Genomic DNA, 25,416 nt, shown 5'->3' on the forward strand with positions numbered 1-25,416 from the left:
TTATGACCAATTTTTTCTTCGGTTGTGATATATGAAAAGATTAATAATAATATTAACAGTGTAATTATAACAAACTTTTTTTGAAAAATCAATACTTTAAAAATAAATTTTTTATTTTAAAATTCAATTCTAATTCCAGTTGTAACTATGCTGTTGTTACCTTTTGAATTATCAGTTGAATGTTTGTAGTCATAATTTGTATACCAGCTCATATTTTCAGTAACTTTTGTGTTTATTCCAATTCCTGCTGTTAATTTATTTCTTGAATAATTTATACCTTTTACTTCAAATTTGGCATCTGGCGCAAAATTGTATGAAGCATCAAAAGTCAAGTCTTTTTTATTTAATCCATGAGTATATCCTAAATACCCTGTTATATCTGTATTTCCAACAGTTTTAACTGCTTTTATTCCTGCTGTTGTGTATGGCATGTTATAAGTTTTTTTATTAGCAGTCATTCCAAAGTTTGTATTTTCTTCAGAAAATTTACCACGTGTTACACGGTCTACACCTAGTGCAACGTATGGAGTAACTGCGAAATTACCTGATTTGTTTTTTATGTCATACCCTGTTTCAAAATAACCTGCAAATATTTTGTCTCTGTGATTCACTTTTGAATGTTCAATATAGTTGTTGTTCACGATTATATCACGCTCAACTTTACTGTCAACAAATCCTATACCTGCACGTCCTGATAAATAACCATTTCCAAGATTTTGTCTACCATAAATAGAAAATCCTGTCATATCAGCTTTTGAGATTCCGTTATATCTGTTAAATTTGACTGTTCCTTTACTGTAATCGGCAGCTACACCTAAAATTGCATTTTGATTTATTTTTATATCAAATCCAACTTGTCCGCCTTTTACATTTGTCTTACCTTTTGCAAAACCATCTTTTTCAATTTTTCCTTTTGAATAAATTCCAGCAGTCCATAATCCAAAAGTATTGTCATTTTCTAAACTTTTACTTAACATTGTCATTCTATTTGATAAATTTTTATTAACTGTTTCACTTTGTTCAAAAGTCAAAGCCTGTGCAGAAGCATAAATTTGTCCAGACATACTGTCAAGAGTGTTGGAATTTAAAGATTGCAATTTTGCTCCAAGTTTTCCAGCTTCAGTTTTTCCAGCTTCATAATTTGCATCTACATTTTCTAGTGCTGTTTCAATTTGTGTTGCGGTATTTAGTTGTTCTGTATCAGCATTTAAGGTTTTGGCATATTCGACTGTATCAGTTCTGGAAGCATTTGCTGATAAATTTCCAGTTTCGGTTTTATTGATAGTCATCAGTCCGTTATCACTCTTAATTTGTGCATTTCCTTTAACATTTCCAGTAATTATATCAATATTTTTACCATTTTTTGTCAAATATTCTCCGTTATTATTTGTAATTGTTACTGTACCGTTTACTTCGGCATTTTCAACCTTTAAGTTAGCATTAATATCAGAATACATTTGAGAGTCAGTCGACATTATAACTGTGTTTGCTGCAGAATTTCCATTATTTATGAAAGTACCATCATTTTGGATATTATTTATATTTGAATCAGATACTTCCACTATAGCAGATTTTCCAATAGAAAGTTTACTTGGAGAAATTACTTTTTTCATTTTTAGATAAACGTTATTTCCTACGTTAGTTTCACCTGTATAAGTTGAAGTTCCATTTAATACCAGTGTTCCTGAGCCACGAAGAACAAGTCCTGCATCTCCTGAAATATCATTGTCAAATTGATAAGTCTTATTACTTCCGTCAAGAGTAATGTAAACATCATCACCAAGTGCAAGCCTCTTGTCAAATAATGCAGGTCCTTTCAAAGCTTTATCAATATTCAAAAGTCCCCATCCATAAACATCGTCTACTCCTTCATCTCCAATATCAGTCGCAGTTGAAAGAATCGTTTGTCTTAATAAATCTCCTGTCATAAATGGATACTTTTCTTTTATTAAGGCTGCTGTTGCAGTTACACGTGGTGCTGCAAAAGATGTTCCGGTATGAACTCTTCTATCTCCATCCACTTCTATAAGATAATCTGCAATTGTAGTTACAGTCCAGTTTTTTGCTGCTCCTGCTCCTGCTAAGGGTTTTAAATTATCCCAGCTTAAATCTCCTTTTTTACTACTGCTTTTAGAAGTAAGACCATTTACATTAATCCAGCCCTCCTCTAGTTCAGGAACCCAGTATGGAAGTGTTGCAAGAACTCCAGAAGTTCTATATTCTTTATTTCCAGCAGAAAATACAAATAATGCTCCGTTATGTACTGCCTTTTTATAAAAATCCTCTACACCATCATTGAGCTGATCTTTGTAAAAATTATAGGATTTATTAGAATAAGTTTCAATTGTATATCCAAAAGATTGATTAAATATTCTTACTCCTCTTGAATAAAGAGCTTCGTATAAATCAACAGTATCTTTAACTGATCCACTTGAATATGGATGTGTCCCGTCAATTACATACATATTGGCATCTCGTGCAATACCTTCTTTTCCAGCGATAAGACTTGTTACCATATAAGCATGATCTTCATCTTGTGGGTCTCTTTGGCTGTAAATCCGTGTTATATTTTTGACTTCATTGTACAAATCATTGTAGTAGTTCCCATTAAAACCGCTATCAATAACCCCAACTTTTACTCCGTATCCAGTATAATAAGTTTCTGAATTTTTCTGTGGATTGTGTCTATTATAGAAAAAATTTCCATGCCATTCAATATTTCCGTCATATCCAAACTTATAGTCTTCTCCTCCATCTACATTTGTCAAATTTCTCACATAAGGCTTGTTATAAGTGTAGGAATTTTCAGCATCTATAACTTCTCCATTATAAGTTTTATAGCCAACGACAGCTGAAGAACTGTTATTACTGGTTCCACCATTATTTCCAGTGTTATTATTTCTATTGCTACTATTATTATTGCTGCTGCTGTTGTCATAGGATGGCGTTGTTGAAGGAGTTGGATTATTCGTAGAACTTCCACCACCTGATCCGCCTCCGCCACCACAAGATACAAGTGCAAACAAGGAAACTAAAATAAATACAAATTTTTTCATTTTTCATCTCTCCTTTTTATTTTCATGTTCTAATTATTATATATTTTTAATTTTCGCATATTTTAACAGTAATTATATTTCTGTTATAATTATACAACATATATTTAATAATATCAAGTTATTTTTTTAAAAAAATAAAAATTTTTCATCAGTACACTATATTTAGTTCTAGTTATTTTTTTAAATTATTCGATTTTTGTGTTTTTTTAAGGTATAATTATATTAAAGTTGCTTAAAATAAAACATAAAATATATGACTATCTAAATAAATATAATTTTTTAATAGTTTGATTTTTAGTATGATTAAAAAAATAATTATATAAAGGAGGAAAATAAAATGTCAGGTGTACTTTTGTTTGCATGGATTATGATGCTGGCAGTTATAATTGCTACTATAGTAATTTTTTTCAAAAACAGAAAAGAAAAGGATGAGTTTGATGATTTTTCGTGGGAAAGTCAAAAGAGGAAAGAGAAAGAACTTTTTGATAGAAAAAATGATGAAACGAGATATCAAGTGAAGGATTCTAACTATGAGGAACAGCAATACGATAACTTAGATGTTGAAGATAAATTGAATGATGATAAAAAATACGAAAAGAATGACTTTAATCATGAAGATGAAAATAATCTTTATAATCAAAATGACACGATAAATAATCCGAGTAATAATTTGAAAAATGTGAACAATACGAATTTAACTAAGGAGAAGTTAAAATATCAAATTAAGAAGAATCAATATAATCAATCAAAAAAAATAGAAGTAAATGATTGGATGATAAAACCCAAAAGAAAAAAATCTCCATGGTGGGTAGTGTTTGGAATTATTGTTGCACTTTTTCGTTTTTGTAACAGTATAGATAATGCAAATAGGAAATCTTATACATCAAATCAGGAAATAGCTAGTCAAAGCATAACAAGTTTATATGGAGAGTGGATGGAAAAAGCTGAAGAATACGAAAATAATGGAGATTATGAAAAAGCTGAGGAGTATTACCAAAAAGCTGCTGAATATAATAAAGAGATTTATGCGGTTATAGGTACGATGTATTACGATAGCGGAGATAAGGAAAAAGGAATAGAGAAATTAAAGGAAGCCTATGAAAAAGGTGCTTATTCAGCAGCTGGTATGCTCGGAAGAGCTGAGGAAGAAAAAGGGAACATAGATAAAGCGAAGGAATGGTATGCAAAAGGAATTGAAAAACAAGATATTTTTTCACAGCTTTCGATGGCTTTTTTATACAAAAAAGAAAAAAAGTGGGATGAAGCAGAAAAACTGATTCTTAAAGGAGCCGAGAAGGATGATAAAAGTTCAATATATCAGTTAATTTTGTTGTATTTTGAAACAAATAAGGAAACGGAAATGCAAAAATGGAAGGAAAAACTTTTTGACATGCCTCAGATAGGAAATCTTTCAGTTAATGAAAGAGATATGGTATTGTATGCTACGGGAAATGAAAATGACAGGAAATATGTAAAACTTTTATTAGAAGCAGGTTATTTGAAAGATGAGGGAAAATATAAAGAAGCAGAAAAATTATACAACGAAGCAATAAAATATAATAAAAGAGCATACAATGACTTAGGAGATTTGTATTATCTATATTATAACAAGGAAGACAAGGCAATGGAAATATACAGAAAAGGCCATGCTGAAGGTTCTTCGCATGCTACGTATTCACTTGCAATATTAGAAAATAATAAAGGTAACAAGAAAGAAGCAGAAAAATTATTAAAGATGTGTGCAGAAAAAGGAAATTTAGAATGTCAGGAATTTTACGGTGAAATACTAACTGAAAATAATCAAAAGGAAGAAGGATTAGAATGGTTTAAAAAAGCTGCTGAACAGAAAGATAGTATTTCAATGTTTAAAGCAATGTATTACTATTATGAAAAGAATGACGAAGTAGAAGTTAAGAAATGGGCTAGAAAGATACTGAATGAAAAAGGAATATTGAACCTAAATTATAAAATACAAAATTATGCAGAAGAAATTATGAAGTCATAATTTTTTATAAAAAATATTGTAATTACTTGATGTATTTCTCAAAATTAGTAAAAAATTTTTAATGACTCATAAATAATACTATTACCTAGAATATAGTTGAATTTGTATAAATAATCTGGCATTTTTTGATAATACTTATATATTTTTAAAATTGAACTTGGAATCTATGACTATTTTACTTAAATCCTAAATTTATATAATTTTTAGTAGTTCAATTTTAAATGGATTTGAGTATATTATAATAAAAAGATCCTACTCAACTAAGAATGGGATCTTTTTTATGTGTTAAAATAATCTTGTGTTGATTGTTTTTGTTCAAATTTGTTGTAGTATTTTGTTTTAATTTTTTAAAGAATATTTTTTGATTAACTTATACAAATTTTAAGAAGAATATTTGTATATGTTATTTTCCTCTTTTTTTCACATCATTTTCTATTTCTTTTTTCCAGTTTTCATTAAGTTTACTGTTGGATCTAAACTCTTTTACTGCGTTGTTTATTGAATCATAGTTTAGTTGAGTTCCAATACTGTCAGATTTATATTGGGCAGCTCTTGATTCGTCTATTCCAAAACTTCCAGCTGTTTTTATTGCATCTATGTTTGCTCCTAAAAACAGGAATTCCCAATTTTCTTTTTCTTTTTGTTCACTAATTAGTTTTTTTACTGAATTTACTGTGTACTCTTTACTTGCATTTTCCATTCCGTCAGTAATTATTACAAATAGAACTTTACCAGATTTTTCCTTGGCATCCAATTTGTTTTGTTCAGATTTTACTTGGGAAATAGTTTTTCCAATTGCATCTAAAAGAGCTGTAGTACCTCTTACAAAGTATTCTTTTTCAGTCAAAGGTTTTATCATTTGTATTGGGATTTTGTTGTGCAGCAATTCATATTCGTTGTCAAATAAAGCAGTTGTTACGTTTATTTGTCCATTTTGATTTTTGTCTTTTCTTTGTTTTTCCAGAACAGAATTAAAACCTCCGATAGTATCAGACTCCAGTCCACTCATTGAACCGCTTCTATCTAAAATAAATACCAGTTCCATTTTGTTTGAATTTTTATTTTTTTTAATAAGAGGTTTTTTAGTTTTTGAAGCTGGAAAAATAATTAAACTTAATAAAAGAAAAACATATAAGTAAAAAACTTTTTTCATAAAAAATCACATCCTTATCTTTTTAATAAAATTAATGTTTCCAATTAAAGTATATCCAATTAAACAAAAAAGTCAATAAAATATTATTACAATATAAAATAAAAAGATTTAAGAAAATAAGATTTAGTTAACAAAAAAGGTAAAAAAAGATAATAGAGATGTATCAAATTTTTTCTCAAACTATAAGAAAATAATCAAATTTTTGTAGATATGATAAAATTATAGAAAAATATTACTATATTTCCTTTTTTTTTATAAATTTTTGTACTATACTATTGTTGTAGATACAAAAATATTTAAATATAAATCAGGAGGCGGTTTTATGAAATCTAGAAGTCTACTATTATTTTTAATACTATCTTTAGCTTTATTTTCAGTAGTATTATCAAATAAAAATAAAAATCGAAAGAACAAAAGTGAAAATAAACCGAAAAAAGAAAATATGATTCAGACAGGAAACGAAAACATCAGGGAAATCTATCTTGCTGGTGGCTGTTTCTGGGGACTTGAGGCATATATGGAAAGAATCGACGGGGTAAAGGATGCTACAGTTGGCTATGCGAACGGTAAAACTGAAAAAACGAGTTACAATATTGTCGCGTCAACGGATCACGCAGAAACAGTTCACGTAAAATATGACGCAAACAAAATTTCTTTGAGCAAGCTGCTTAAATATTATTTTCAAGTTGTAGATCCTACTAGCATTAATCAGCAGGGAAATGATAGAGGCAGACAATACAGGACAGGAATTTATTATACTAACCCCAAAGATAAAGAAATTATTTTACAGGAAATTGAAGAAGAGCAGAAAAAATATACAGATAAAATTCAAGTTGAAGTTCAGCCTTTGAAAAATTATATTCTCGCAGAAGAATACCATCAGGACTATTTAAGAAAAAATCCTAACGGATATTGCCACATTGATATTACTAAAGCAGATGAAGTTATCATTGATCCAAAAGATTATCCAAAACCGAGTGACGAAGAATTGAAAAAACGGCTTACTCCATTGCAATACAGCGTTACACAGAAAAAAAATACTGAACATTCTTTTTCAAATGAGTACTGGGACAATCATGAAGCTGGAATTTATGTGGACATAACGACAGGAGAGCCATTATTTTCCTCAAAGGATAAATATGATTCTGGCTGTGGCTGGCCAAGTTTTACAAAACCTATTTCAAAAGATGTTGTAACTTATGCAAATGATACAAGTTTTAATATGGTAAGGACAGAAGTGCTTAGCCGAAGTGGAAAGGCTCACTTGGGACACGTTTTTGATGATGGACCTAAAGACAAAGGCGGGCTTCGTTATTGCATAAACAGTGCTTCAATTAAATTTATCCCATTAAAAGATATGGAAAAAGAGCATTACGGATATTTAATAAAATTAGTTCAATAAAATGAACAGGATAGGAGATAATTTATGTTTAATCAGCCATTACTGGTAGGAAGCGTATTTTTAGGAGGGGTAGCAAGTTTTCTATCTCCATGTATTCTTCCCATTGTTCCTGTATATTTGGGAATTTTAAGCAAAGGAAAAAAAACTGTACTTAATACTTTTTTATTTATTTTAGGACTTTCGCTTACTTTTGTAAGCATAGGCTTTAGTTTTAGTTTTCTTACGGGAATTTTCTTTAATGATACTGTAAAAGTTTTGGCAGGAATAATTGTAATAATACTGGGACTACACCAGACAGGTATCTTAAAATTTAACTTTTTAGAAAAAAATAAATCTGTAAATTTAAATTTAATTGGGAAAAATTCTTCATTACAGGCTTTTTTGCTAGGACTGACATTTAGTCTAGGATGGACTCCATGTGTAGGCCCTATTCTTGCCTCAGTGCTTACTCTTGCAGGAGAAAAAGGATCTGCAGTCTATGGAGGGTTAATGATGTTTATATACGTCTTAGGGCTTGCCACTCCATTCGTTCTGTTTTCCTTTTTCTCTCAGGAATTACTAAAAAAAGTACGAGCTTTAAATCAATACACAAACTATTTTAAAATCTTTGGAGGATTTCTAATTATATTTATGGGAATTTTGCTAATAATGAATAAGTTTTAGTAATTTTAGTTTTTAAAAATTATAATTTTTTAAATTTTATAAAACAATCAGTAATCAAAATAACTTAAAAAAATAATTACAAAAAATATTTTAAATTTGCTATAATACAGAAAGGAAGTAATTTTTATGAAAAAATTAATTGCAGTAATTGCAACTTTATTAAGTTTTGGAGCGATTTCATTTGGAAATACACTACAAGGAGTTCAGTTAAAGGACATTAATAATAAACCTGTTTCCCTTAACAAGTACAAAGGTAAGAAAATATATATTAAAATGTGGGCTTCATGGTGTCCTATCTGTCTTTCAGGATTAAGCGAAATTAATTCTTTAAGTGCAGATAAAAGTAAGAATTTTACAGTTATAACAATTGCTTCTCCAGGACAAAAAGGAGAAAAACCTACAGCCAAATTTATTCAGTGGTATAAAGGACTTAATTACAAAAATACTACTGTTTTGCTGGATGAAAAGGGGGAAGTTCTAAAAAGGGCAAAAGTTTTAGGATATCCTTCAAACATTATACTGGATGGGAACTTGAATATTGTTAAAACTTTGCCGGGACATCTGACTGCTGCACAAATCAAAGGAGCTGTTAAATAAGTGTATAGTATTTTAATAATTGATGATGAACCGATTATAAGAAGAGGTATTAAAACCTTTATTGATTTTGAAAAATATAAGATAAGTGATGTTTATGAGGCAGAAGATGGTAATTCTGCCTTTAAGACTTTTTCAGAAGTCTTGCCTGACCTTGTCTTGCTGGATATAAATATTCCCTTTAAAAATGGGCTGACTCTTGCCGAGGAAATGAAATATCTGAAAAGTGATGTTAAGATAGCCATTATTTCTGGATACGACTATTTTGAATATGCTCAAAAGGCTTTAAAAATCGGAGTTGAAGACTATATTTTAAAACCTGTTTCAAAGACAGATATAAATGAGATAATTTCAAAACTTATCTATAAGCTGGAAGAAGATAAAAAATATAACGAAGCAAGAAAAATTATTAACAAAATTAGCCAAGCTGAGAAATCTGATAAAAATATTTCCCATAGCAAGTATAAAGATATTTTAACAAAAAAAATTGAAGAAAAATACAGTGATATTTCCTTTAACTTAAATTCTTTAGCGGACGAAATGAATTTGTCTTCTGGATATTTGAGTTCACTTTTTAAAAATTTGTTTGGTATTCCTTTTCAGGACTATTTGAATAATATACGGATGGAAAAGGCAAAATTGCTGCTTTTGACAACAGATCTGAAAAATTATCAAATTGGAGAGCTTGTAGGAATGGAAAACTTTAATTATTTCAATTCAAAATTTAAAAAAACTTTTGGAATGACACCGAAAGAATTTAAGAAAAGCGTGCTGGAGAAACTATGAAATTAAAAAGAACTATGAAAAATTCGATGCTGCTTCAGCTGTTTTTTTATTATATTATTGGAAATCTTCTATTTGTACTTTTTTTAAGCAGTATTTTTTACTATACTTCAAAATACATCATAATGAACAAGGAAATTGAGTATACTAACGAAAGTGTTATAAATACATCCCGTTATATTACTCTTTATGCGGATAAATTGAAAAATATGATTAATCTCTTATCTGTTGATGCCGATGTTAGAAATTTTTTAATATCAGGAAATGAAGATTCAAAAAAGAGCATTGAAAAAATGATTTATTCGATTCTTGATAGTAATAAAGGAATTAAAAATATTACTGTAATCGGAAAAAATGGTAACATTGTATCTAGTGACAAAAATAATGATATGAAAATATCAGAAAATATGATGAAGGAAAAATGGTATGTCGATGCTATAAACAATTCAGATATGCCCGTTTTTAATCCCAGCAGAAAAAATTCCACCTCCTCTATGAACTCAGCTCTCTGGTTTCTTTCAATCAGCCGTGACATAAAAAATTCAAAGGGAGAAAATCTTGGTGTTATTGTTTTTGACATTAAATATGAAATTCTTGAAAGATATTTAAATTCTATTTCTTTTGGAAAACAAATCGACAATATTATAATAGATAAAAACAACAATATTATTTACTACAAAGATGTGAAATGCTTTGCTGATAAAAAGTGTCTTGCAAAATTTTCAGAAAAAAATAAAAATAAAGATACATATTTATACGAAACACAGATTGAAAATACAAACTGGAATTTAAGAAGCCTTGCAAACACAAATGACTTAGTTACCTTAAAGAAAAATTTTTCCCACATAGTTATTATCATTTTCCTAGTTTCATTAGCTTTTTCTTCCATTATTACATTTATCGTAATAACAAAGATTCTAAGGCCTTTAATAAAACTGGAAAATCATATGCAAAACTTTGAAAATAATCTACGGGAATTTCATTTAAGTGAAAAAACGGGTTATGAAGTTCAGAACCTTGTAGAACATTTTAATGTAATGGTTGAAAAGATAAAATATTTGCGGGAATATGAAATAAAGGCTCTTCACAGCCAAATTAATCCACATTTTCTGTATAATACGCTAGATACAATCATTTGGATGGCAGAATTTGAAGACAATGAAAAAGTAATCAGCATTACAAAATCACTTGCAAACTATTTTAGGCTCTCCCTTAGCAACGGTCACGAAAAAATATCGTTAAAAGATGAAATTATGCATACTAAAGAATATTTATTCATACAAAAGCAGAGATACGAAGACAAACTTTCCTATTTTTTCAACATAGAAGATGAAAGCCTTCTTTCCATCGAAGTTCCAAAAATCATAATCCAGCCAATTGTAGAAAATTCCATCTATCACGGAATAAAAAACCTTTCTGGAAACGGAATCATCACAATAGACGTTTACAAACAAAACAGCACTGTCAATATCTCAGTCAAAGACAACGGAATAGGCTTCGAAAAAGCCAAACAGTTCAAAAAAAGCAAGACAGGCGGTGTAGGAACCCAAAATGTCGATAAAAGAATAAAATTCTATTACGGTAAAAATTATGGCGTATTTATAAATAAAAACAGCAAACCCGAAGGAGCAGAAGTAATTATAAAAATTCCTTTTAAATCAAGTTTGTAATGTATTTTCCTACTAAACTTCATTTAAAAAATAACAATAAAATCCTATAATAATTAATTTGATTCTTGTTAAAAAATTCAAATCTAATTTTAAAGTATTCATCTTAAAGACTTTTATAATTTTATTTATAAATATTATGATTAATAATCGTTTTTTCTATTTTTTTATTCATTTTTTTGTAACGTAAGGGCATCAAACGCCATGCCCTTACAACCCCGCTTAACGCAAAACTTTCTTATAAAGAAAAAATAAAACTCGCTTCGTAAAACTACGCTCAGACAGTTATTTTTCCTTTAACGAAATTTTGCTTATTTAATATTTTCAAAATTTAAGAACTCCTTTTAAAATCAAAAAAATTAAACTCTTGTTTAAAAATAGTTTTTTATAATGTTATTCTAATTTCAAAAAAAAAAAAAAAGACAATTATCATAAAAATGTGTTATAATACAAAAAAATAATATAACGGAGATGATAAATATGAAAAAGTTGTTTTTACTTGTAATTCTTGCTCTGACTACAGTAAGTTGTGAACTGTTCAGTCCTTCAAGATGGGCAGAATATGAAAAAGATAGAGCAGGAAGCGGAAGAAGATGTTATAGAAATAGTTATGGAAATATATTTTGTAAAGATACAGATGGAAATAACTATTAATAAATTATTTTTTGTTGATTGGAGTTGATGAGTTTGAAAAAGTTGATTTTGATTGTAATTCTTGCAATAACTACAGTAAGTTGTGGTTTATTAGATCCAAAATTATGGGATGAGGCTCGTGAAAGAAGAGAAGAAAGAGGCGAAAGATGTTATAAGCAATATGGAAATGTTTATTGTAAAGATAGGGACGGAAATAGAGTTTATTAACAAATTATTTTTAACTGATTGGAGTTGATGGATTTGAAAAAATTGTTTTTGATTGTAATTTTTGCTCTGACTACAGTAAGTTGCGAACTTTTTAGTCCAAGTTATTGGAACAGTGTAAATGAAAGAAGAAGAGAAAGAGGAAGAACATGTTATGAAACACGTAGCGGATATGTATATTGTAAGGATAAGTATGGAAATTATGATTAATAGATTACTTTAGATGAATGGAGTTGATGAATATGAAAAAATTGTTTTTGATTGCAATTCTTGCTCTGACTACAGTAAGTTGCGAACTTTTTAGTCCAAGTTATTGGAACAAAGTAAGTGAAAGCAGAAGAGAAAGTGGCGAAAGATGTTATAAGCAATATGGAAATGTTTATTGTAAAGATAGGGACGGAAATAGAGTTTATTAACAAATTATTTTTAACTGATTGGAGTTGACAAATTTGAAAAAATTGTTTTTGATTACCGTTTTGGGAATGGCTGTGGTTAGTTGCAGTCTCTTTAGTCCTTCAAGATGGGAAGAATATGAAAAAGATAGAGCAGGAAGCGGAAGAAGATGTTATGAAAAACGAAGTGGATATATTTATTGTGAAGACGGAAATGGAAATCGTTATTAATAAATCATTATGTGAAGAAGTGGAATTTTTGAGATTCTGCTTCTTTTTTGTTTTAGAAGAAAAGAAAAAAAAATTATTATACTAAACCTCGGTTAAATAAGAAATTTATTACAAATTTTTCTAATAAAGAATAACAACTCAATATTTTTAAATAATTAAAATATAATTTTTACTCTTTAAAATCCGTCGGAGCATTTTTCTGTGCTGACAAAACTGTTTGAGCATAGCGAGTTTTTTGTCAGTGCAGAAAAATGTCGTAGACTAGCCATAGGTCGTAGGATTTGCGGCAATGAGCAATCCTACATAAATAAAAAAGAAAAAACATAGTAGTATGAAAAAATATTTATTAATCAAAATATACAAAAAATACCCTAATTATTTTAATTAGAGTATCTTCCTAAAAAATCCATTTTATTATTTTGTTCCAAATATTCTATCTCCCGCATCTCCCAATCCTGGATAGATATACGCATGTTCATTAAGTCCATCATCAATTGCCGCAATGTACAAGTCAACATCAGGATGTTTTGCACAAAATTTCTTTATTCCTTCAGGAGCACCAATGATACAAAGCACAGTTATGTTTTTTACGCCTTTTTCTTTCAAATAGTCAAGTGTGTAAATCATTGAACCTCCTGTTGCAAGCATTGGATCTACTACGAAAACTTGACTTTCGACAACGTTTGTTGGCATTTTTGCGTAATAGTAGACTGGCTCTAGAGTTTCTTCGTTTCTGTAAACTCCCAGATGACCTACTTTTGCATTTGGAAGAAGCTGCAATATTCCGTCTATCATTCCAAGTCCTGCTCTTAGGATGGGAACTAATGTTATTGGTTTATCCAGAACTTTTGTAGTGGTTTTCTGAATAGGAGTTTCTGTTTCAATCTCCTTGAGCGGAAAATGTTTTGTTGCTTCATAAACCATAAGTCCTGCTATTTCGTTTAAGCTTTCCCTAAAAAGTTTAGTGTCTGTATCTTTATTTCTCAAATTTGAAAGTTTATGTTCAATTAGTGGATGTTTCAATTCAAAAACTGCCATTAATAATCACTCCGTTCTTTTTTTATACTCAAACTATTTTTTTATTCATATTTTTTACAAAATAATATCGTCTACTGGTAAAAGTGCCGCTCCCATTGAGATTGACTTTCCTAAATCGATTTTCATAATTTTAATAAGCCGCATAATTTCATTTGCCTGCTCATCTTCCAGATACGTTACAAGAACGCTGTCAGTCCCTGGCCAGACGTGGCTGTTAAAATGTTTTAATGTTTTGCTCCAACGGCTGTAAACTTGTGGAATTATTGTATATTGCTCAATTCCATATTCACGCATTTCCTCCTTTATTTTATCCATAAAGTAAGAATCAAAATATATTTCTACCCTCTTCAAGAAAACACCTCCTTTTCTTTAAAGTTTATTATTATTTATTTTGCGATCTTTCAGCCATTTTTTCTGCTTTTCTTGCTTCTTCTTTTGCTTTTTGTTTTTTTTCTTTTCTTTCCTCAACTATGGAATAAGCCACAGGTATAAAGAATAATGTCAGCAACGTACAGAATAAAAGTCCAAACATAACTGCTACCGCCATTCCTTGATAATAACCCGAACTTCCCTTACTTGAAAGTACCATTGGAATCCATCCAAGCACCGTTGTAAGTGTTGTCATAAGTATCGGACGAAGCCGTGAACCTGCCGCTTCCACAAGGGCCTCTCTAATTTCCATCCCCTTTTGCCGTAAACTCGCTACGAAATCCAGTAATACAATTGCATTATTAACCGCCATACCAAACAGCATTAGAATACCAATCATAACAAACATACTCAGCTGTATTCTTGTTACAGCCAGTCCAAACATTACTCCAATCATTGATAATGGCAACGCCAACATCATTATTATCGGTAAAATAAATGATTCTAGCTGTACTGCCAGTACGACGTAAATAAGTGCTACTGAAATCATAAGGGCATTCATAATTTCTCCACCCATTTCCTTCTGTCTTTGAGCATTTCCTGCTGGAGCTATTTTATATCCTATAGCTGGATTTGTTTTTTTGAATGATTCATTTACAAATTTTGATGCATCATTCAAACCTTTTGATTTATCCAAATTTGCTCCTACTGTTACAATTTGAGAACCATTGTAAGTTTCTATAGAGGCTGCACCTTCCACTTGTTTCATTGTGGCGATGTCTCCTAATCTTACAAATTGTCCTCCACTTGTTTTTATCATTATATTCAGTATTTTGTCAAGTGAATTTTTATACTGCTCTTCAAATTCCATATAAACTTTTAATGTTTCTGTGTTTTCAGTAATTTCTATTGGATCTACTCCCAATACAGTTTGATTTAACATTCTAGTTATGTCTGTAACACTTAGCCCATAACTTTCAGCCTTTACTCTGTTTACTTCAAGCTGTGCCTGTGGATATCCACCTTCTGATGAAGATTTTACATCCTTAAACCAAGTCTGCTGCTTCATATCTGCCATAATCGCATTGGCAATTCTGTTGATTTCTTCAGCATTATCCCCTTCCACTTGGAATGAATAATCTTTTGAAACTGAACGTCCTCCAGCTTTTGATGGGGAAACAGCGATTGTAACATTTGGAATGTCGCTCATTTTTTGACGCATTCTTTCCATTGCTTTCATCGTGTCTTTTTTTACATCGACATTGACTATTGCCGCCTGAGCATTTACTATAGTAGTATAATTTTTTGTAACAGGATCTTCTTTTACAATCTGTTCCATCTGCTTAGAAATTTCGTGTGCCACTTCTACATCAAGTCCTGTCGAAAGCTGTGCTACTACCGAATACTCATCATTGTCAATCGTTGGGAAAAATGAGGTTTTTACAGTTCTTCCAAGTCCAAAAACAACTACAAAAAATAGTACAATTACTCCGATTATAACTGCTTTTCTATGATCCAAAGCCTGTTTTACAAGATCTTTGTATTTATCCCTAAATGCATTAAATCTATGCGCTTTCCCTGCCGCTCCTGATATTTTTTCAATATTTAGGAACAGGCTTGATGCCATTGGAATAAACAGCATTGCTACAACAATCGAAGTTGACAGCGCGAACATCATTGAGAGCGAAATTCCCGCAAATACTTCCCTTGCAAACCCTGGAAATAATACGATTGGTAAAAATACGCAAACTGATGTTGCCGTTGAAGCTATCATTGGAACTATTACTTCATTTGTTCCACGTATCGCCGCAACAAGTGCTGGTTCTTTATTAATCTGAATGTGATCAAATATGTTATCTAGTGTGACGACTGCATTATCAACCAGTGATCCTATCGCAAGTGCAAGCCCCATAAGTGAAATTAAGTTTAGTGAAATTCCTTGTGTATTTAAAAGAAAGAAAGTAAATGCAGCTGATATTGGAATTGACATTCCAACCACAAGCGAGGCCCTTAAATCCTTTAGGAATACCAATAAGACAAGTACTGCTATTACTAATGCCTGTAAACCATTATTTGTTACATTGGAAATCGCGTCTTTTACTTTTATACTGTTATCAACTATTATTTCATACTTTGAACCTGATGGAAATAACGGTTTCATATTTTCCAATTCTTTTTTTGCAATATTTGCAATTTCAACTAGATTTCCATCCTTACTTTTTTGAATTACAACAGAAACCATGTTTTGACCATCATATTTTGAATAAGAAGTTTTATCTTTAGTTCCATATTCAACAATAGCAATATCGCTTAATCTTACTGTCTGATTATCATTGTTTGAAATAATGATGTTTTGTATCTGTTCTAGCTGTTTTAATTCTCCATCAACCCTTAGAATAAATTCTTTTGAACCATCCTTTACTGTTCCGCCTGGCACAATTGTGTGAGCCGCTTTAATTTTAGCGTATATTTCACTTGGAGATAAATTATATGCCTGTAATTTATATGGATCCAGTTTTACTTTTACCTGCCTTGTGGCATTTCCGAATACTGATATATTTCCGACTCCCCTATTTCTTTTCAGTCTTGGCTCCAGCGTTTCTTCTATAAATGAAGTAATTGTCGATTCATCTGCTCCTCTTATTGCAATCATCATCGCCATATCTGAATTTCCCCCAGCTGTATTCAATTTTGAAACTACTGGATCATTGGCATCAGACGGCAGATCCTGTTTTATTTTATCAATTTCAGACTGTATCTGTACTTGCTTTATATCCGTATCTGTACCGAAGTTAAATTCTACCATTACACTTGAATTTCCATAAGTTGAACTTGTAGAAATATTTTTAATACCGTCAACATTAAGCGCCGCATCTTCTATTTTTTTTGAAATCTGAGTCTTAACATCCTCGGAAGCCGCTCCAGTCCAAGTCGTATTAACAGCTACTAGCGGAAAGTTAAAGTCTGGTATCAATTCCTGCTTCATTGACCGCATGGCTACAACACCTGAAAAAACCATGAATATCAGTATCATAGTTGTAGAAACGACCCTTTTCGTTGCGAAATCTGCTACTGTCATTTTTTCATTTCTCCTTAATCTTTTTGCTTTATAAAACAGCCAAATAAATTCAGAAAGTATAAAATTTTCAAAATTTGCCTGACTGATTATATTTAAAATATTAATTTTCTATTTTTAGAGTTAAAATCAATAATTTACTGTACTTTTCTAACGGTTTCGTTAGCCTGTACAACATTTTGTCCATCTATTATAAGTTCTGCACCTGCAGTAAGACCATTTCCAGTAACTGCCGCCATTTCCTGATTTTGATTTGTAATTTTTATTGGTATTGCGATTGCTTTACCATTTTGAACTATATAGACCACTTGTTCCACTCCTCTTACAACAATGGCTTTTTTAGGAATTATTAATCCATTTTCTGCTCCAGTGTCTATGCTTGCTGTTCCATACATTCCGCTTTTTAGCCTTCTTTCAGGATTAGGAATTTTGATTTTTACAATAAACTGTCTTGTTGCCGAATTTGCCACAGCTGACGCTTCATATACTGTTCCTGCCAGTTCTTCCCCTTGCAGCTCATCAATTTTTACTTTCGCCTGTGTTCCTACATGGATTTTATTTATTACTTCTGGTGAAACTCCCACTTCCAGCTGCATTTCCGATTCATTTACCACAGTAAACAAGGCGCTTCCAGCTGATGTTTGCTGATGGAGTTCCAGCTTCATATTTGCAATAGTTCCCGTTGTGTTTGTCTTTATTACAGATTTTCTATTTGTGTCATTTGCCGAATCCAGTGCTGCCCGTGCTGAGCTTAGGCTATTTTTTGAGGCATTTAACTGGGCTCTTGCAGCATCATAATTAGTTTTTGCCTTTAAATAATCTGTTTCAGTTACTAGCCTTTTATTATAAAGCATACTGTATTTTTCATAATTTATTCTAGCTTCTTCAAGTGCGGCGGCGGCTGAGCTGATGTTTGATGAGGCTGTATTCACATTTGAAGCTGCGCTTGCAACATTTGATCTTGCAGCCTGATTGTCAATTGATACAATTACCTGCCCTGCTCTTACACTATCCCCATTTTTTGCATTTATTACGACTATTTCTCCAGAAGAAGTTGCTGTATAGGGAACTTCCTCTATACCTTTCAAAGTTCCGCTCGCTGTATAGCCCAAAGAAATTGAGTTTTGTCCAATAACTTGCACTTTTACTGGTCTTGCATTATTTACCGCAGCCTGTTTCTTCTTTCCGCAAGATATAGCAAACATCGCAAGTATTGCCAATGCCGCTACAATTTTTTTATTATATAATTTCATTGTTTATTTCCTCCTGTTTTCATATTTTAAATCCGATTAATCAAGAAAAGCTCCATATTGCGATACAAGATAGTAGTATTTAAGTCTTGAAGTTGCATAATTTACACGGCTCTGGCGTAATTTTGCCTCTGCATCAAGTAAATTATTCATTGTTATCAAGTTATAGTTGTATCTTTCTTTTTCCAGTTCGTACGTTTCTTCTGCACTTTCTACTGCAATTTTCAATGCTTCCAGACTTTTTTCAAGTGCTTGAAGCTTATAATATGTTTTTCTCATATTCGCCTTAACCTGCTCCAATGTCTGCTCTGATTTTACTTCTGCGATTTCTTCAGTTTTTTTAGCATATTTTACATCTTCTTTTCTTTTGCCCCAGTCAAAAATATTCCAAGTAAATGTCACTCCAGCAGCCGATGAAAAATCCTTCACTTCAAATACATCCTTTAATTTATTTCTCGAACCTAATGCCCCGTAATTTACAGTTCCATTAATTGTTGGAAAAAAACTGGCTCTTTCCAGTTTTGTATTTTTTCTGCTTATATCAATTTGTTTTTGTGCAATTTTATATTCAGTATTTTGTGTTGTTAATTTTTCCATATCTTTTGTCAAATCAATGGTTTTAGTAAAATTATCTTCCACTCCAAACGGAACGATTTCAATGCTACTTGGATTTGGCACTCCAATTAATATTCCCAAAGATTCTTTTGCTATTTCAATGTTTCCTTGCTGTTCTACAATCTGTGCTTCCATAGCCTTTAGACTTCTTTCTGCTTCTTTGTATTCAGGCTGTGTAACCATTCTCAAGTTATATTTTTCAGTCTGAATTTTATAGTTTTCATCCAATGCTTCCTTTGATTTTTGCAGTACCCCAAGCGTACTGACTGCCTCATATACGTCAATATATGCCTGAACAGTACTTAATACTGTATCTTTCTTTGTTTTATCCAATTTCAGCTCAGTTAATTCTAAGCTTTCTTTGCTTATTTCGTTTCCTAATTTTAGCTTCCCGCCTGTGAAAAGTGGCTGTGACAGTGACAGATATTGCTGGTACGCTTCCCCTGTCTTTTTCGAAATAATATCTTTAAAATAAGCATTTGCCGAAGCATTATAGCTTACTGTAAAAAATTTCTGTTTCCAAGTTCTGCTTACATCAATTTGCCCTCTATCCATTTCTAACATTCCTATTTTTATGTCTTTGTTGTTTTTTACCGCCATTTCAGCGGCTTCTTGAATTGTTATTTTTTGTGCAAAATTGGGAATTGCCATTAATAACAGCAATATTGACACTGCTATTTTATTTCTGTTTTTTTCCATTTTCCCTTCTTCCTTCCTGAACTTATTTTAACGCATTATTTATAAATTTTATTATTTCCTTCAACGAATTTTCGACTTTTCTTGTATTTTGGATATTAATCAGGTCATCATCTTTCATCTTTTGCAAATTTTTCAAGACAAATTCATCATATAAAAATTCCTCTATTGAAATTAATATAAATTCTGATATAACATCTGCATTATATTTATTGCCATTTTTACTGTTAAATTTTTCAACAATATTTATTTTTATAAAATTAGTTGATTTTTCACGCAGTTCTTGAAAGAAAATCCTTAATTTTGGATCAATTAAATGTTTCTCGACTGCTTTTAGCTTCATATTATTCAAAATTTTAACAGCATGATTCATTTTAGCTTTTACGTAATCTTCTAAAACCTTTTCTGGCATTTGATTAACATTTATATTTTCAAGATTTTCAATTATTTCTTTTTTTATTTTTTCTAAAACTTCATAAAGCAGCTCTTCCTTAGTTGCAAAATATGTATAAAAACTCTCTTTAGATATTCCTAGGTCTTTCGTAATATCTTCAACTTTAGTTTCCTCATATCCATTTTTTGCAAACAGTTCCCACGCTTTATCTATTATTTTTTTTCTTTTCTGACATCTCGCACTCTTCTTCTTTTCCAAGCATCTCCCACCTAACAAATAAAATTGACCTGTAAGTCATTTTTATATAATATACTGTTTTTTCTATTTTGTCAATTAATTTTGTATTTGAAATTATAGAGTAAAATTTTGTTATTTTTCTAGGTTAATACAGTAAGAAAAAAATTTTTTAGAGTTAATATATTATGGATTTAAAGACATTACATGTGTAGCTACTTTTGTTAATACATATTTTACTGCTAAAAACAAGTCTTTTCCTGTTAACTCATTTTTTGAATATGTAATTTCCAATTTTGAATTTCCTAAAAATTTATCTGAAGTTAAAAATTCTTTAGTTGAAGTTAATACAGGGTATTTTATTTTTAAATTATCAAATCTAAGTTCTTCAAAACATTCAATTGCACCTAATAATATGTTTAATGATATTTCTTTAAATTTAATTGTCTTAATATTTGTTTTGATTGAAGTATTTGCACTGTCGTTATGAAATAAATCGATTAAATTTCCGTTTCCAGTAAGAACTTTATAGTGGTAAATTTTATTTCTCATGTTTGATTCAATAGTATCGATATTTTTTCTATCTTTAAGTAACTTTTTATTTGAAAAAGCAAGACTTTTTTTATAAAAATCATTTTCTTTTGATTTATTTTTAATCTTTTGTTCAGGTATAGCAGGAGTTTCTGATTGAAGTCCTATTTTAATAAGTGCTTGTTTTAATTCAGAAATATATTTTGAATCATTTTTACTATGAAAATACATTGTTTCTAAAATACGATTTTTATTTGATACATCATTATCATATTTTCGCTTAAATTTTAACTCTTCATCTTCTATTACAAATGGACAGTATCTTGCTCCTCGTCCTATAAGTTGTGCTTCTTTAATTGTGTAAGAACCAATTTTACCTGATTTTCCACTAGATTGCCTTGTGTCATATAATCGTACAATATCAAATAAATTTAATACATCCCAGCCTTCGTTTAGCATGTCTACAGCAAACACGATTCTTATAGGATTAGAAATATCTTCCAAAGAATTTACCAAAATTTGTTTTTCTTTGTTATCATCACTTGTACCATTTATAATTAAAGTAGTGTCTTGTGAAAATCCATTTTTAATAGAATGTAATAAAATTTCTAAAGTTTCATCTTTTTGTTTAAAATAATGAATTGCTTTACTTAAAATAACAATTCCAATTGATTCTAAATTTGAAAGTTCATAACTAGTTAGATTTTTTATTTTCTTAAAAAAATTATTATAAAATGATTTTGATTCTGTAATTTTTCGTGATTTTAACAGAATTACAGGTTTAATATTTAATTTCAAATCAGCAAATAAAAATTTACGATATTCACTTAGTACAAGTGCTATTACTGTTCTAGTCCACAAATCTGTATCTGTTGCGAAATTTTGAAAATCTTTTGTGTATTTGCTTTCTCTAAAGGAAACAAGTGAGTAATTAAATACTATTTTGTCTTTATATTTATTATTTACATTAGCATCTTTAAGATCGCAAGTTGCTGTAAATTCGAGCATAATATTATTTTTATTTTGTATTAGTGCATTCATTATCGAATATTCCCATTTTCTATTTGATTCTTCTTCATTTTTAGTAGTTTTTTTGGTTAATGAATTTACATGATGACTTTCATCTGAAATAAATACAATTCTGTTATTTTCAAAATCGTCATATGTCAATGAATTTTCCTTAGCTTCAAATAAATCAATATGAAGTTTTTGGATAGTTGTAAATAAAATTTCTATATCTTCAGTCTTGTTATCACTAAAATTATCTACTTTTTTTATATTAATTTTATTACCCAAATATTCAATAACGTCATTAAATAAATATTTACTTGATAAAGGGTTAGTAAAATTTTCTATTGTTTTTTCCAGAATATTCGTTTGATTTACAAAAAACAAAAATTTTCTATATCCTTTTGTGTATAAGTATAATATAAGTCCTGCCATAATAACAGTTTTTCCACTGCCTGTCGCCATATGAAATAAAGTATGTACTTGTTTATTTTTCTTTAGCTTATCATTTTCATAATACACTAAAAAGCTTTTAAATGCTTCTATTTGATATTCTCTAAGTATAATTTTTTTAGATAAACCTTTTGTAATAATTTCAGGTATATCAATGGAAATAGCTTCTTCTTTTAAAATATCTACTTTTTGGTATAAAAATTGTTCATTCATTTACTTAACCTCTATTTTATTTTTTATATAACTTAATAAATCTTTGTAATTTTTTAATTCTGTTATATAATTATTAATTTGGCTTTCTGTATCGAATCTTGTACAAGTTCCCTTTTTTTGAATTTTTGAATTTTTAATTTCTCGATAATCAATAGCACCCATAATATAAGCTTTAGTGTAAACTTTGTCGATATCATTTTTAATTATATATGTTAAAACTACAAAATAATCATCAGACTTATTTGCCTGGATAACTGGATATAAGAAATTCCAATTTTTATTTGGAGTATAAATAGTTTCAGCAGTTTTTACATCTAAATAAAAAGTTTTGTTCTTATTATTTATCGCAATATCATATTTATCATAAAAATATTCTCTAATTACATTTATTTCTTCTGTAGTAGGTTTAACTTTTTTTAAAATATTTTCTATTTTTGAAAAATTGAATTGTTCTTTCCAATGATTAATATTGAATTTAGAAAGATCTAAGTTATTTTTTAAATAATTCAATACAATTTGCTCAGATATATATCCTAATTCACTATCATGTTCTACAACTGTAAATTTATCATGATTTATTCCATTATTTTTTAAAAATTCCTTACATCTTTGTCTAAAATTTGAAAATTTTTTAGCATTTGAAATTATATTTTTATACTTATTTTCCTTTAAATCAAAATTAATATACATATTATATTTTCCCCCTAATTAAATTTTATAAAATGATTCTGAGAATTTTTTATCATTTTCAGTTATTTCAAAAGTTTCATCTTCTACATCTGAGTAATTTACATACAGTTTATTTTTATCAACTATATTAATAAGAGCCATTTTTTTCTCTTCCAATGATAAGCATCTAAAATTTTCATCTGCTTTTTTAAGTTCTTCCCTTGTAACGTATGGAATAATTCTTTCATCACTGCATACTTCTTCTTTTACTTCTAAAATATTATTTTCAGTTGCTAAGTTTATTTTATTTATAATTAAATTTGCATTTTCAAGAAGTTCACAATATACAAATGAACCTCCACCCTTCCAATTTAAGGCTTTAGAGATACCTGTCTGCTCACCTTCGATAACTTTAGATAATCTTTTCACAGATATATCTTCCACATAATTCATTTGTTCGATTCCTACATATCTACGTCCCATTTTGTGGGCAACAGCACAAGTTGTGCCCGAACCAAGGTGATAGTCTAGTATTGTATCATTTTCTTTTGTAGAAATTTCGATTATTTTTTTTATCAAATCTTCAGATTTTGGATAATCAAAAATATTTTTTCCAAATAATTCTTTCAAATCTTTATTAGCATCTTGATTTGTAGCGACATCATCCCACCAAGAATTAACAATAACCCCTTTTAAATTTTTTTCTGATAAAAAAAGCTTGTATCTAGGCTTTCCTTCTCCTTTTTTAGGAAAAACAATTCTATTATCATTTAAGAGTTCATAAAATGTTTCTTCTTTAAATCTCCATTCGTCTGTTATTTTTTTCCCATTAGGGCTTGTGATAGTATATAAAGAACCGCCTTTATTAGTGCACGGCATTGTCTTATACGCACCTCTAATATCATTATCTGGGTTTTTATAATCTTTAGAGTCTGTATTGTTTAGTATATTATTAAGAGTTGCTAGTTCGCTTTTTTTATAAATTAGTATATATTCATGGATAATTGATAAATTTTTACTTAAATTAGCCTGCGACTTTCTTCTTCTGTAAACAATTGTTCCAATAAATTTTTCTCTACCAAAAATTTCGTCCATTAAAACTTTTAAATATGCTTGTTCATTATCGTCAATTTGAACAAAAATAAAACCATCGTTGCTTAGCAGTTTTTTAGCTAATTCTAATCGATTTTTCATGAATGTTAGCCAAGCTGAATGGTTAAATTTATCATTATATTTAAAACTATCAGAACCTGTATTGTAAGGTGGATCTATATAGATACATTTAATTTTTTCGCCGTATCTTTTTAACAGACTAGACAATACAATTAAATTATTACCTTTAATTATTAAATTATCATTATCATTAAAAATTATATTTTTTTCTATTCCATTTTTTGTATATCTTTTAGCATTTGTTAATATTTTTGGATTAAGCATACGAGTTATTTCATCACTTGCAATTATTTCATTATGAAAAATTTCGTTACTTTTTTGATCCTCTTTATTTTGCCCTCCTTGAAGAACACAATCTTTATATGGAAAATTCAATACTACATCATTGGATTTAGAAATAAATTCTTCATTTTTAGTTAAACCAATTTTATTTATATATCTTGTGTACGAGTTTGCCAAAAATTCTTTTGATTCTATAAACCAAGCAAATTTTTGCTTATCAAAAACAAGTGTCCCGTTTACTTCTTGAAAAAATTTTTCTTTAATTTTGGGGTTAGAAATAAGTACAAAAAGCAAGTCTTTATCCATGTTTATAATATCCTCATAAACACTTGCTTTAAGTAACTTTCTGTCTTCTGATACATACTTTTTTAATTTTAATAGTGTATCGGTTACTATTTCAAAAATATTTTTATTCATTTTTTGCCTCCCAGTTAGAATATATAATGTTTTCCAAATTCATATTTTAAATTTTTATTATTGTATTTATTAATTTTAATAACTTAGTAATTATTGCTACTAAATAATGTTAAATTTATTATAAAATTATGTCTGTTTCTTGTTTTGATTATACTATTTCAAAAAAATTATTTCAAGAAAAATGATTTTAAGAA

23 protein-coding genes are annotated in these 25,416 nt (G+C 29.5%); 12 read left to right on the forward strand and 11 right to left on the reverse strand.

Annotated elements, in window-relative coordinates; genetic code table 11:
* Positions 1-116: 116 nt before the first annotated feature.
* Complete coding sequence (locus ACZ5B9_RS01400; RefSeq protein WP_464423051.1) at positions 117-3,056, reverse strand: autotransporter domain-containing protein; 2,940 nt, start codon at positions 3,054-3,056, stop codon at positions 117-119.
* A 337-nt stretch (positions 3,057-3,393) separates the two neighbouring features.
* On the opposite strand from ACZ5B9_RS01400, the gene ACZ5B9_RS01405 reads away from it, so the two are divergent.
* Entirely contained in the window at positions 3,394-5,061 is a 1,668-nt protein-coding gene (locus tag ACZ5B9_RS01405) for a tetratricopeptide repeat protein (RefSeq protein ID WP_464423052.1), read from the forward strand.
* Between the two features lie 403 nt (positions 5,062-5,464).
* Here ACZ5B9_RS01405 and ACZ5B9_RS01410 read toward each other — a convergent pair whose 3' ends face one another.
* Entirely contained in the window at positions 5,465-6,214 is a 750-nt protein-coding gene (locus tag ACZ5B9_RS01410; RefSeq protein ID WP_021769270.1) for a vWA domain-containing protein, read from the reverse strand.
* 322 nt (positions 6,215-6,536) lie between these two features.
* Here ACZ5B9_RS01410 and msrB point away from each other — a divergent pair, with 322 nt between their 5' ends.
* The 11 genes from msrB to ACZ5B9_RS01465 all read left to right on the forward strand — a co-directional run bounded on the left by msrB (position 6,537) and on the right by ACZ5B9_RS01465 (position 13,131).
* The gene (gene msrB, locus ACZ5B9_RS01415) at positions 6,537-7,616 is read left to right on the forward strand and encodes a peptide-methionine (R)-S-oxide reductase MsrB (protein ID WP_464423053.1); all 1,080 of its coding nucleotides are present in this window, start codon (positions 6,537-6,539) and stop codon (positions 7,614-7,616) included.
* A gap of 24 nt (positions 7,617-7,640) precedes the next feature.
* Complete coding sequence (locus tag ACZ5B9_RS01420; RefSeq protein ID WP_021746273.1) at positions 7,641-8,279, forward strand: cytochrome c biogenesis protein CcdA; 639 nt, start codon at positions 7,641-7,643, stop codon at positions 8,277-8,279.
* A 126-nt stretch (positions 8,280-8,405) separates the two neighbouring features.
* Complete coding sequence (locus ACZ5B9_RS01425; RefSeq protein ID WP_464423054.1) at positions 8,406-8,876, forward strand: redoxin family protein; 471 nt, start codon at positions 8,406-8,408, stop codon at positions 8,874-8,876.
* Positions 8,877-9,659 (forward strand): response regulator transcription factor, encoded by a 783-nt coding sequence (locus tag ACZ5B9_RS01430; RefSeq protein WP_464423055.1) that lies wholly within the window; start codon positions 8,877-8,879, stop codon positions 9,657-9,659. It begins immediately after the preceding gene.
* Complete coding sequence (locus ACZ5B9_RS01435; protein WP_464423056.1) at positions 9,656-11,326, forward strand: cache domain-containing sensor histidine kinase; 1,671 nt, start codon at positions 9,656-9,658, stop codon at positions 11,324-11,326. Before ACZ5B9_RS01430 ends, ACZ5B9_RS01435 begins: the two co-directional genes overlap by 4 nt.
* Positions 11,327-11,803: 477 nt before the next feature.
* The gene (locus tag ACZ5B9_RS01440; RefSeq protein ID WP_464423057.1) at positions 11,804-11,977 is read left to right on the forward strand and encodes a hypothetical protein; all 174 of its coding nucleotides are present in this window, start codon (positions 11,804-11,806) and stop codon (positions 11,975-11,977) included.
* Between the two features lie 27 nt (positions 11,978-12,004).
* A complete protein-coding gene (locus ACZ5B9_RS01445; protein WP_464423058.1) occupies positions 12,005-12,184 on the forward strand; it encodes a hypothetical protein in 180 nt (59 codons plus the stop codon).
* 27 nt (positions 12,185-12,211) lie between these two features.
* Positions 12,212-12,391 carry a hypothetical protein gene (locus ACZ5B9_RS01450; protein ID WP_464423059.1) on the forward strand — a complete coding sequence of 60 codons (180 nt, stop codon included), beginning with the start codon at positions 12,212-12,214 and terminating at the stop codon, positions 12,389-12,391.
* A 32-nt stretch (positions 12,392-12,423) separates the two neighbouring features.
* Positions 12,424-12,597, forward strand: a complete 174-nt coding sequence (locus ACZ5B9_RS01455; protein ID WP_464423060.1) for a hypothetical protein — start codon at positions 12,424-12,426, stop codon at positions 12,595-12,597.
* A 33-nt stretch (positions 12,598-12,630) separates the two neighbouring features.
* On the forward strand, positions 12,631-12,804 hold the full coding sequence (locus tag ACZ5B9_RS01460) for a hypothetical protein (RefSeq protein ID WP_464423061.1): 174 nt from the start codon (positions 12,631-12,633) through the stop codon (positions 12,802-12,804).
* 201 nt (positions 12,805-13,005) lie between these two features.
* A complete protein-coding gene (locus ACZ5B9_RS01465; RefSeq protein WP_464423062.1) occupies positions 13,006-13,131 on the forward strand; it encodes a hypothetical protein in 126 nt (41 codons plus the stop codon).
* 87 nt (positions 13,132-13,218) lie between these two features.
* Here ACZ5B9_RS01465 and upp read toward each other — a convergent pair whose 3' ends face one another.
* The 9 genes from upp to ACZ5B9_RS01510 all read right to left on the reverse strand — a co-directional run bounded on the left by upp (position 13,219) and on the right by ACZ5B9_RS01510 (position 25,222).
* Entirely contained in the window at positions 13,219-13,842 is a 624-nt protein-coding gene (gene upp, locus ACZ5B9_RS01470) for a uracil phosphoribosyltransferase (protein WP_464423063.1), read from the reverse strand.
* Positions 13,843-13,896: 54 nt separating this feature from the next.
* Positions 13,897-14,193, reverse strand: a complete 297-nt coding sequence (locus ACZ5B9_RS01475; protein ID WP_039888995.1) for a PG0541 family transporter-associated protein — start codon at positions 14,191-14,193, stop codon at positions 13,897-13,899.
* A gap of 31 nt (positions 14,194-14,224) precedes the next feature.
* Positions 14,225-17,290, reverse strand: coding sequence for an efflux RND transporter permease subunit (locus ACZ5B9_RS01480; RefSeq protein WP_464423064.1), 3,066 nt, complete (start codon positions 17,288-17,290; stop codon positions 14,225-14,227).
* Between the two features lie 134 nt (positions 17,291-17,424).
* A complete protein-coding gene (locus tag ACZ5B9_RS01485) occupies positions 17,425-18,540 on the reverse strand; it encodes an efflux RND transporter periplasmic adaptor subunit (protein WP_464423065.1) in 1,116 nt (371 codons plus the stop codon).
* 36 nt (positions 18,541-18,576) lie between these two features.
* Positions 18,577-19,851 (reverse strand): TolC family protein, encoded by a 1,275-nt coding sequence (locus tag ACZ5B9_RS01490; protein WP_464423066.1) that lies wholly within the window; start codon positions 19,849-19,851, stop codon positions 18,577-18,579.
* Between the two features lie 22 nt (positions 19,852-19,873).
* On the reverse strand, positions 19,874-20,500 hold the full coding sequence (locus ACZ5B9_RS01495; protein ID WP_464423067.1) for a TetR/AcrR family transcriptional regulator: 627 nt from the start codon (positions 20,498-20,500) through the stop codon (positions 19,874-19,876).
* 162 nt (positions 20,501-20,662) lie between these two features.
* Positions 20,663-22,681, reverse strand: a complete 2,019-nt coding sequence (locus tag ACZ5B9_RS01500) for a DEAD/DEAH box helicase family protein (protein WP_464423068.1) — start codon at positions 22,679-22,681, stop codon at positions 20,663-20,665.
* A complete protein-coding gene (locus tag ACZ5B9_RS01505) occupies positions 22,682-23,371 on the reverse strand; it encodes a hypothetical protein (protein ID WP_464423069.1) in 690 nt (229 codons plus the stop codon). It abuts the gene before it with no gap.
* Positions 23,372-23,389: 18 nt separating this feature from the next.
* The gene (locus tag ACZ5B9_RS01510) at positions 23,390-25,222 is read right to left on the reverse strand and encodes a DNA methyltransferase (RefSeq protein ID WP_464423070.1); all 1,833 of its coding nucleotides are present in this window, start codon (positions 25,220-25,222) and stop codon (positions 23,390-23,392) included.
* Positions 25,223-25,416 lie beyond the last annotated feature (194 nt).

It is taken from the genome of Leptotrichia sp. SK-5 (assembly GCF_055387215.1).

Excerpts from the sequence above, each read along its gene's own strand:
- ACZ5B9_RS01450 (WP_464423059.1), top strand. The coding sequence starts at position 12,212 with ATGGATTTGAAAAAATTGTTTTTGATTGTAATTTTTGCTCTGACTACA.
- ACZ5B9_RS01490 (WP_464423066.1), bottom strand. The coding sequence starts at position 19,851 with ATGGAAAAAAACAGAAATAAAATAGCAGTGTCAATATTGCTGTTATTA.
- ACZ5B9_RS01445 (WP_464423058.1), top strand. The coding sequence starts at position 12,005 with ATGAGTTTGAAAAAGTTGATTTTGATTGTAATTCTTGCAATAACTACA.
- ACZ5B9_RS01420 (WP_021746273.1), top strand. The coding sequence starts at position 7,641 with ATGTTTAATCAGCCATTACTGGTAGGAAGCGTATTTTTAGGAGGGGTA.
- ACZ5B9_RS01400 (WP_464423051.1), bottom strand. The coding sequence starts at position 3,056 with ATGAAAAAATTTGTATTTATTTTAGTTTCCTTGTTTGCACTTGTATCT.
- ACZ5B9_RS01405 (WP_464423052.1), top strand. The coding sequence starts at position 3,394 with ATGTCAGGTGTACTTTTGTTTGCATGGATTATGATGCTGGCAGTTATA.
- ACZ5B9_RS01500 (WP_464423068.1), bottom strand. The coding sequence starts at position 22,681 with ATGAATGAACAATTTTTATACCAAAAAGTAGATATTTTAAAAGAAGAA.
- ACZ5B9_RS01440 (WP_464423057.1), top strand. The coding sequence starts at position 11,804 with ATGAAAAAGTTGTTTTTACTTGTAATTCTTGCTCTGACTACAGTAAGT.
- msrB (WP_464423053.1), top strand. The coding sequence starts at position 6,537 with ATGAAATCTAGAAGTCTACTATTATTTTTAATACTATCTTTAGCTTTA.
- ACZ5B9_RS01435 (WP_464423056.1), top strand. The coding sequence starts at position 9,656 with ATGAAATTAAAAAGAACTATGAAAAATTCGATGCTGCTTCAGCTGTTT.
- ACZ5B9_RS01485 (WP_464423065.1), bottom strand. The coding sequence starts at position 18,540 with ATGAAATTATATAATAAAAAAATTGTAGCGGCATTGGCAATACTTGCG.
- ACZ5B9_RS01505 (WP_464423069.1), bottom strand. The coding sequence starts at position 23,371 with ATGTATATTAATTTTGATTTAAAGGAAAATAAGTATAAAAATATAATT.
- ACZ5B9_RS01510 (WP_464423070.1), bottom strand. The coding sequence starts at position 25,222 with ATGAATAAAAATATTTTTGAAATAGTAACCGATACACTATTAAAATTA.
- ACZ5B9_RS01455 (WP_464423060.1), top strand. The coding sequence starts at position 12,424 with ATGAAAAAATTGTTTTTGATTGCAATTCTTGCTCTGACTACAGTAAGT.
- ACZ5B9_RS01410 (WP_021769270.1), bottom strand. The coding sequence starts at position 6,214 with ATGAAAAAAGTTTTTTACTTATATGTTTTTCTTTTATTAAGTTTAATT.
- ACZ5B9_RS01480 (WP_464423064.1), bottom strand. The coding sequence starts at position 17,290 with ATGACAGTAGCAGATTTCGCAACGAAAAGGGTCGTTTCTACAACTATG.
- upp (WP_464423063.1), bottom strand. The coding sequence starts at position 13,842 with ATGGCAGTTTTTGAATTGAAACATCCACTAATTGAACATAAACTTTCA.
- ACZ5B9_RS01425 (WP_464423054.1), top strand. The coding sequence starts at position 8,406 with ATGAAAAAATTAATTGCAGTAATTGCAACTTTATTAAGTTTTGGAGCG.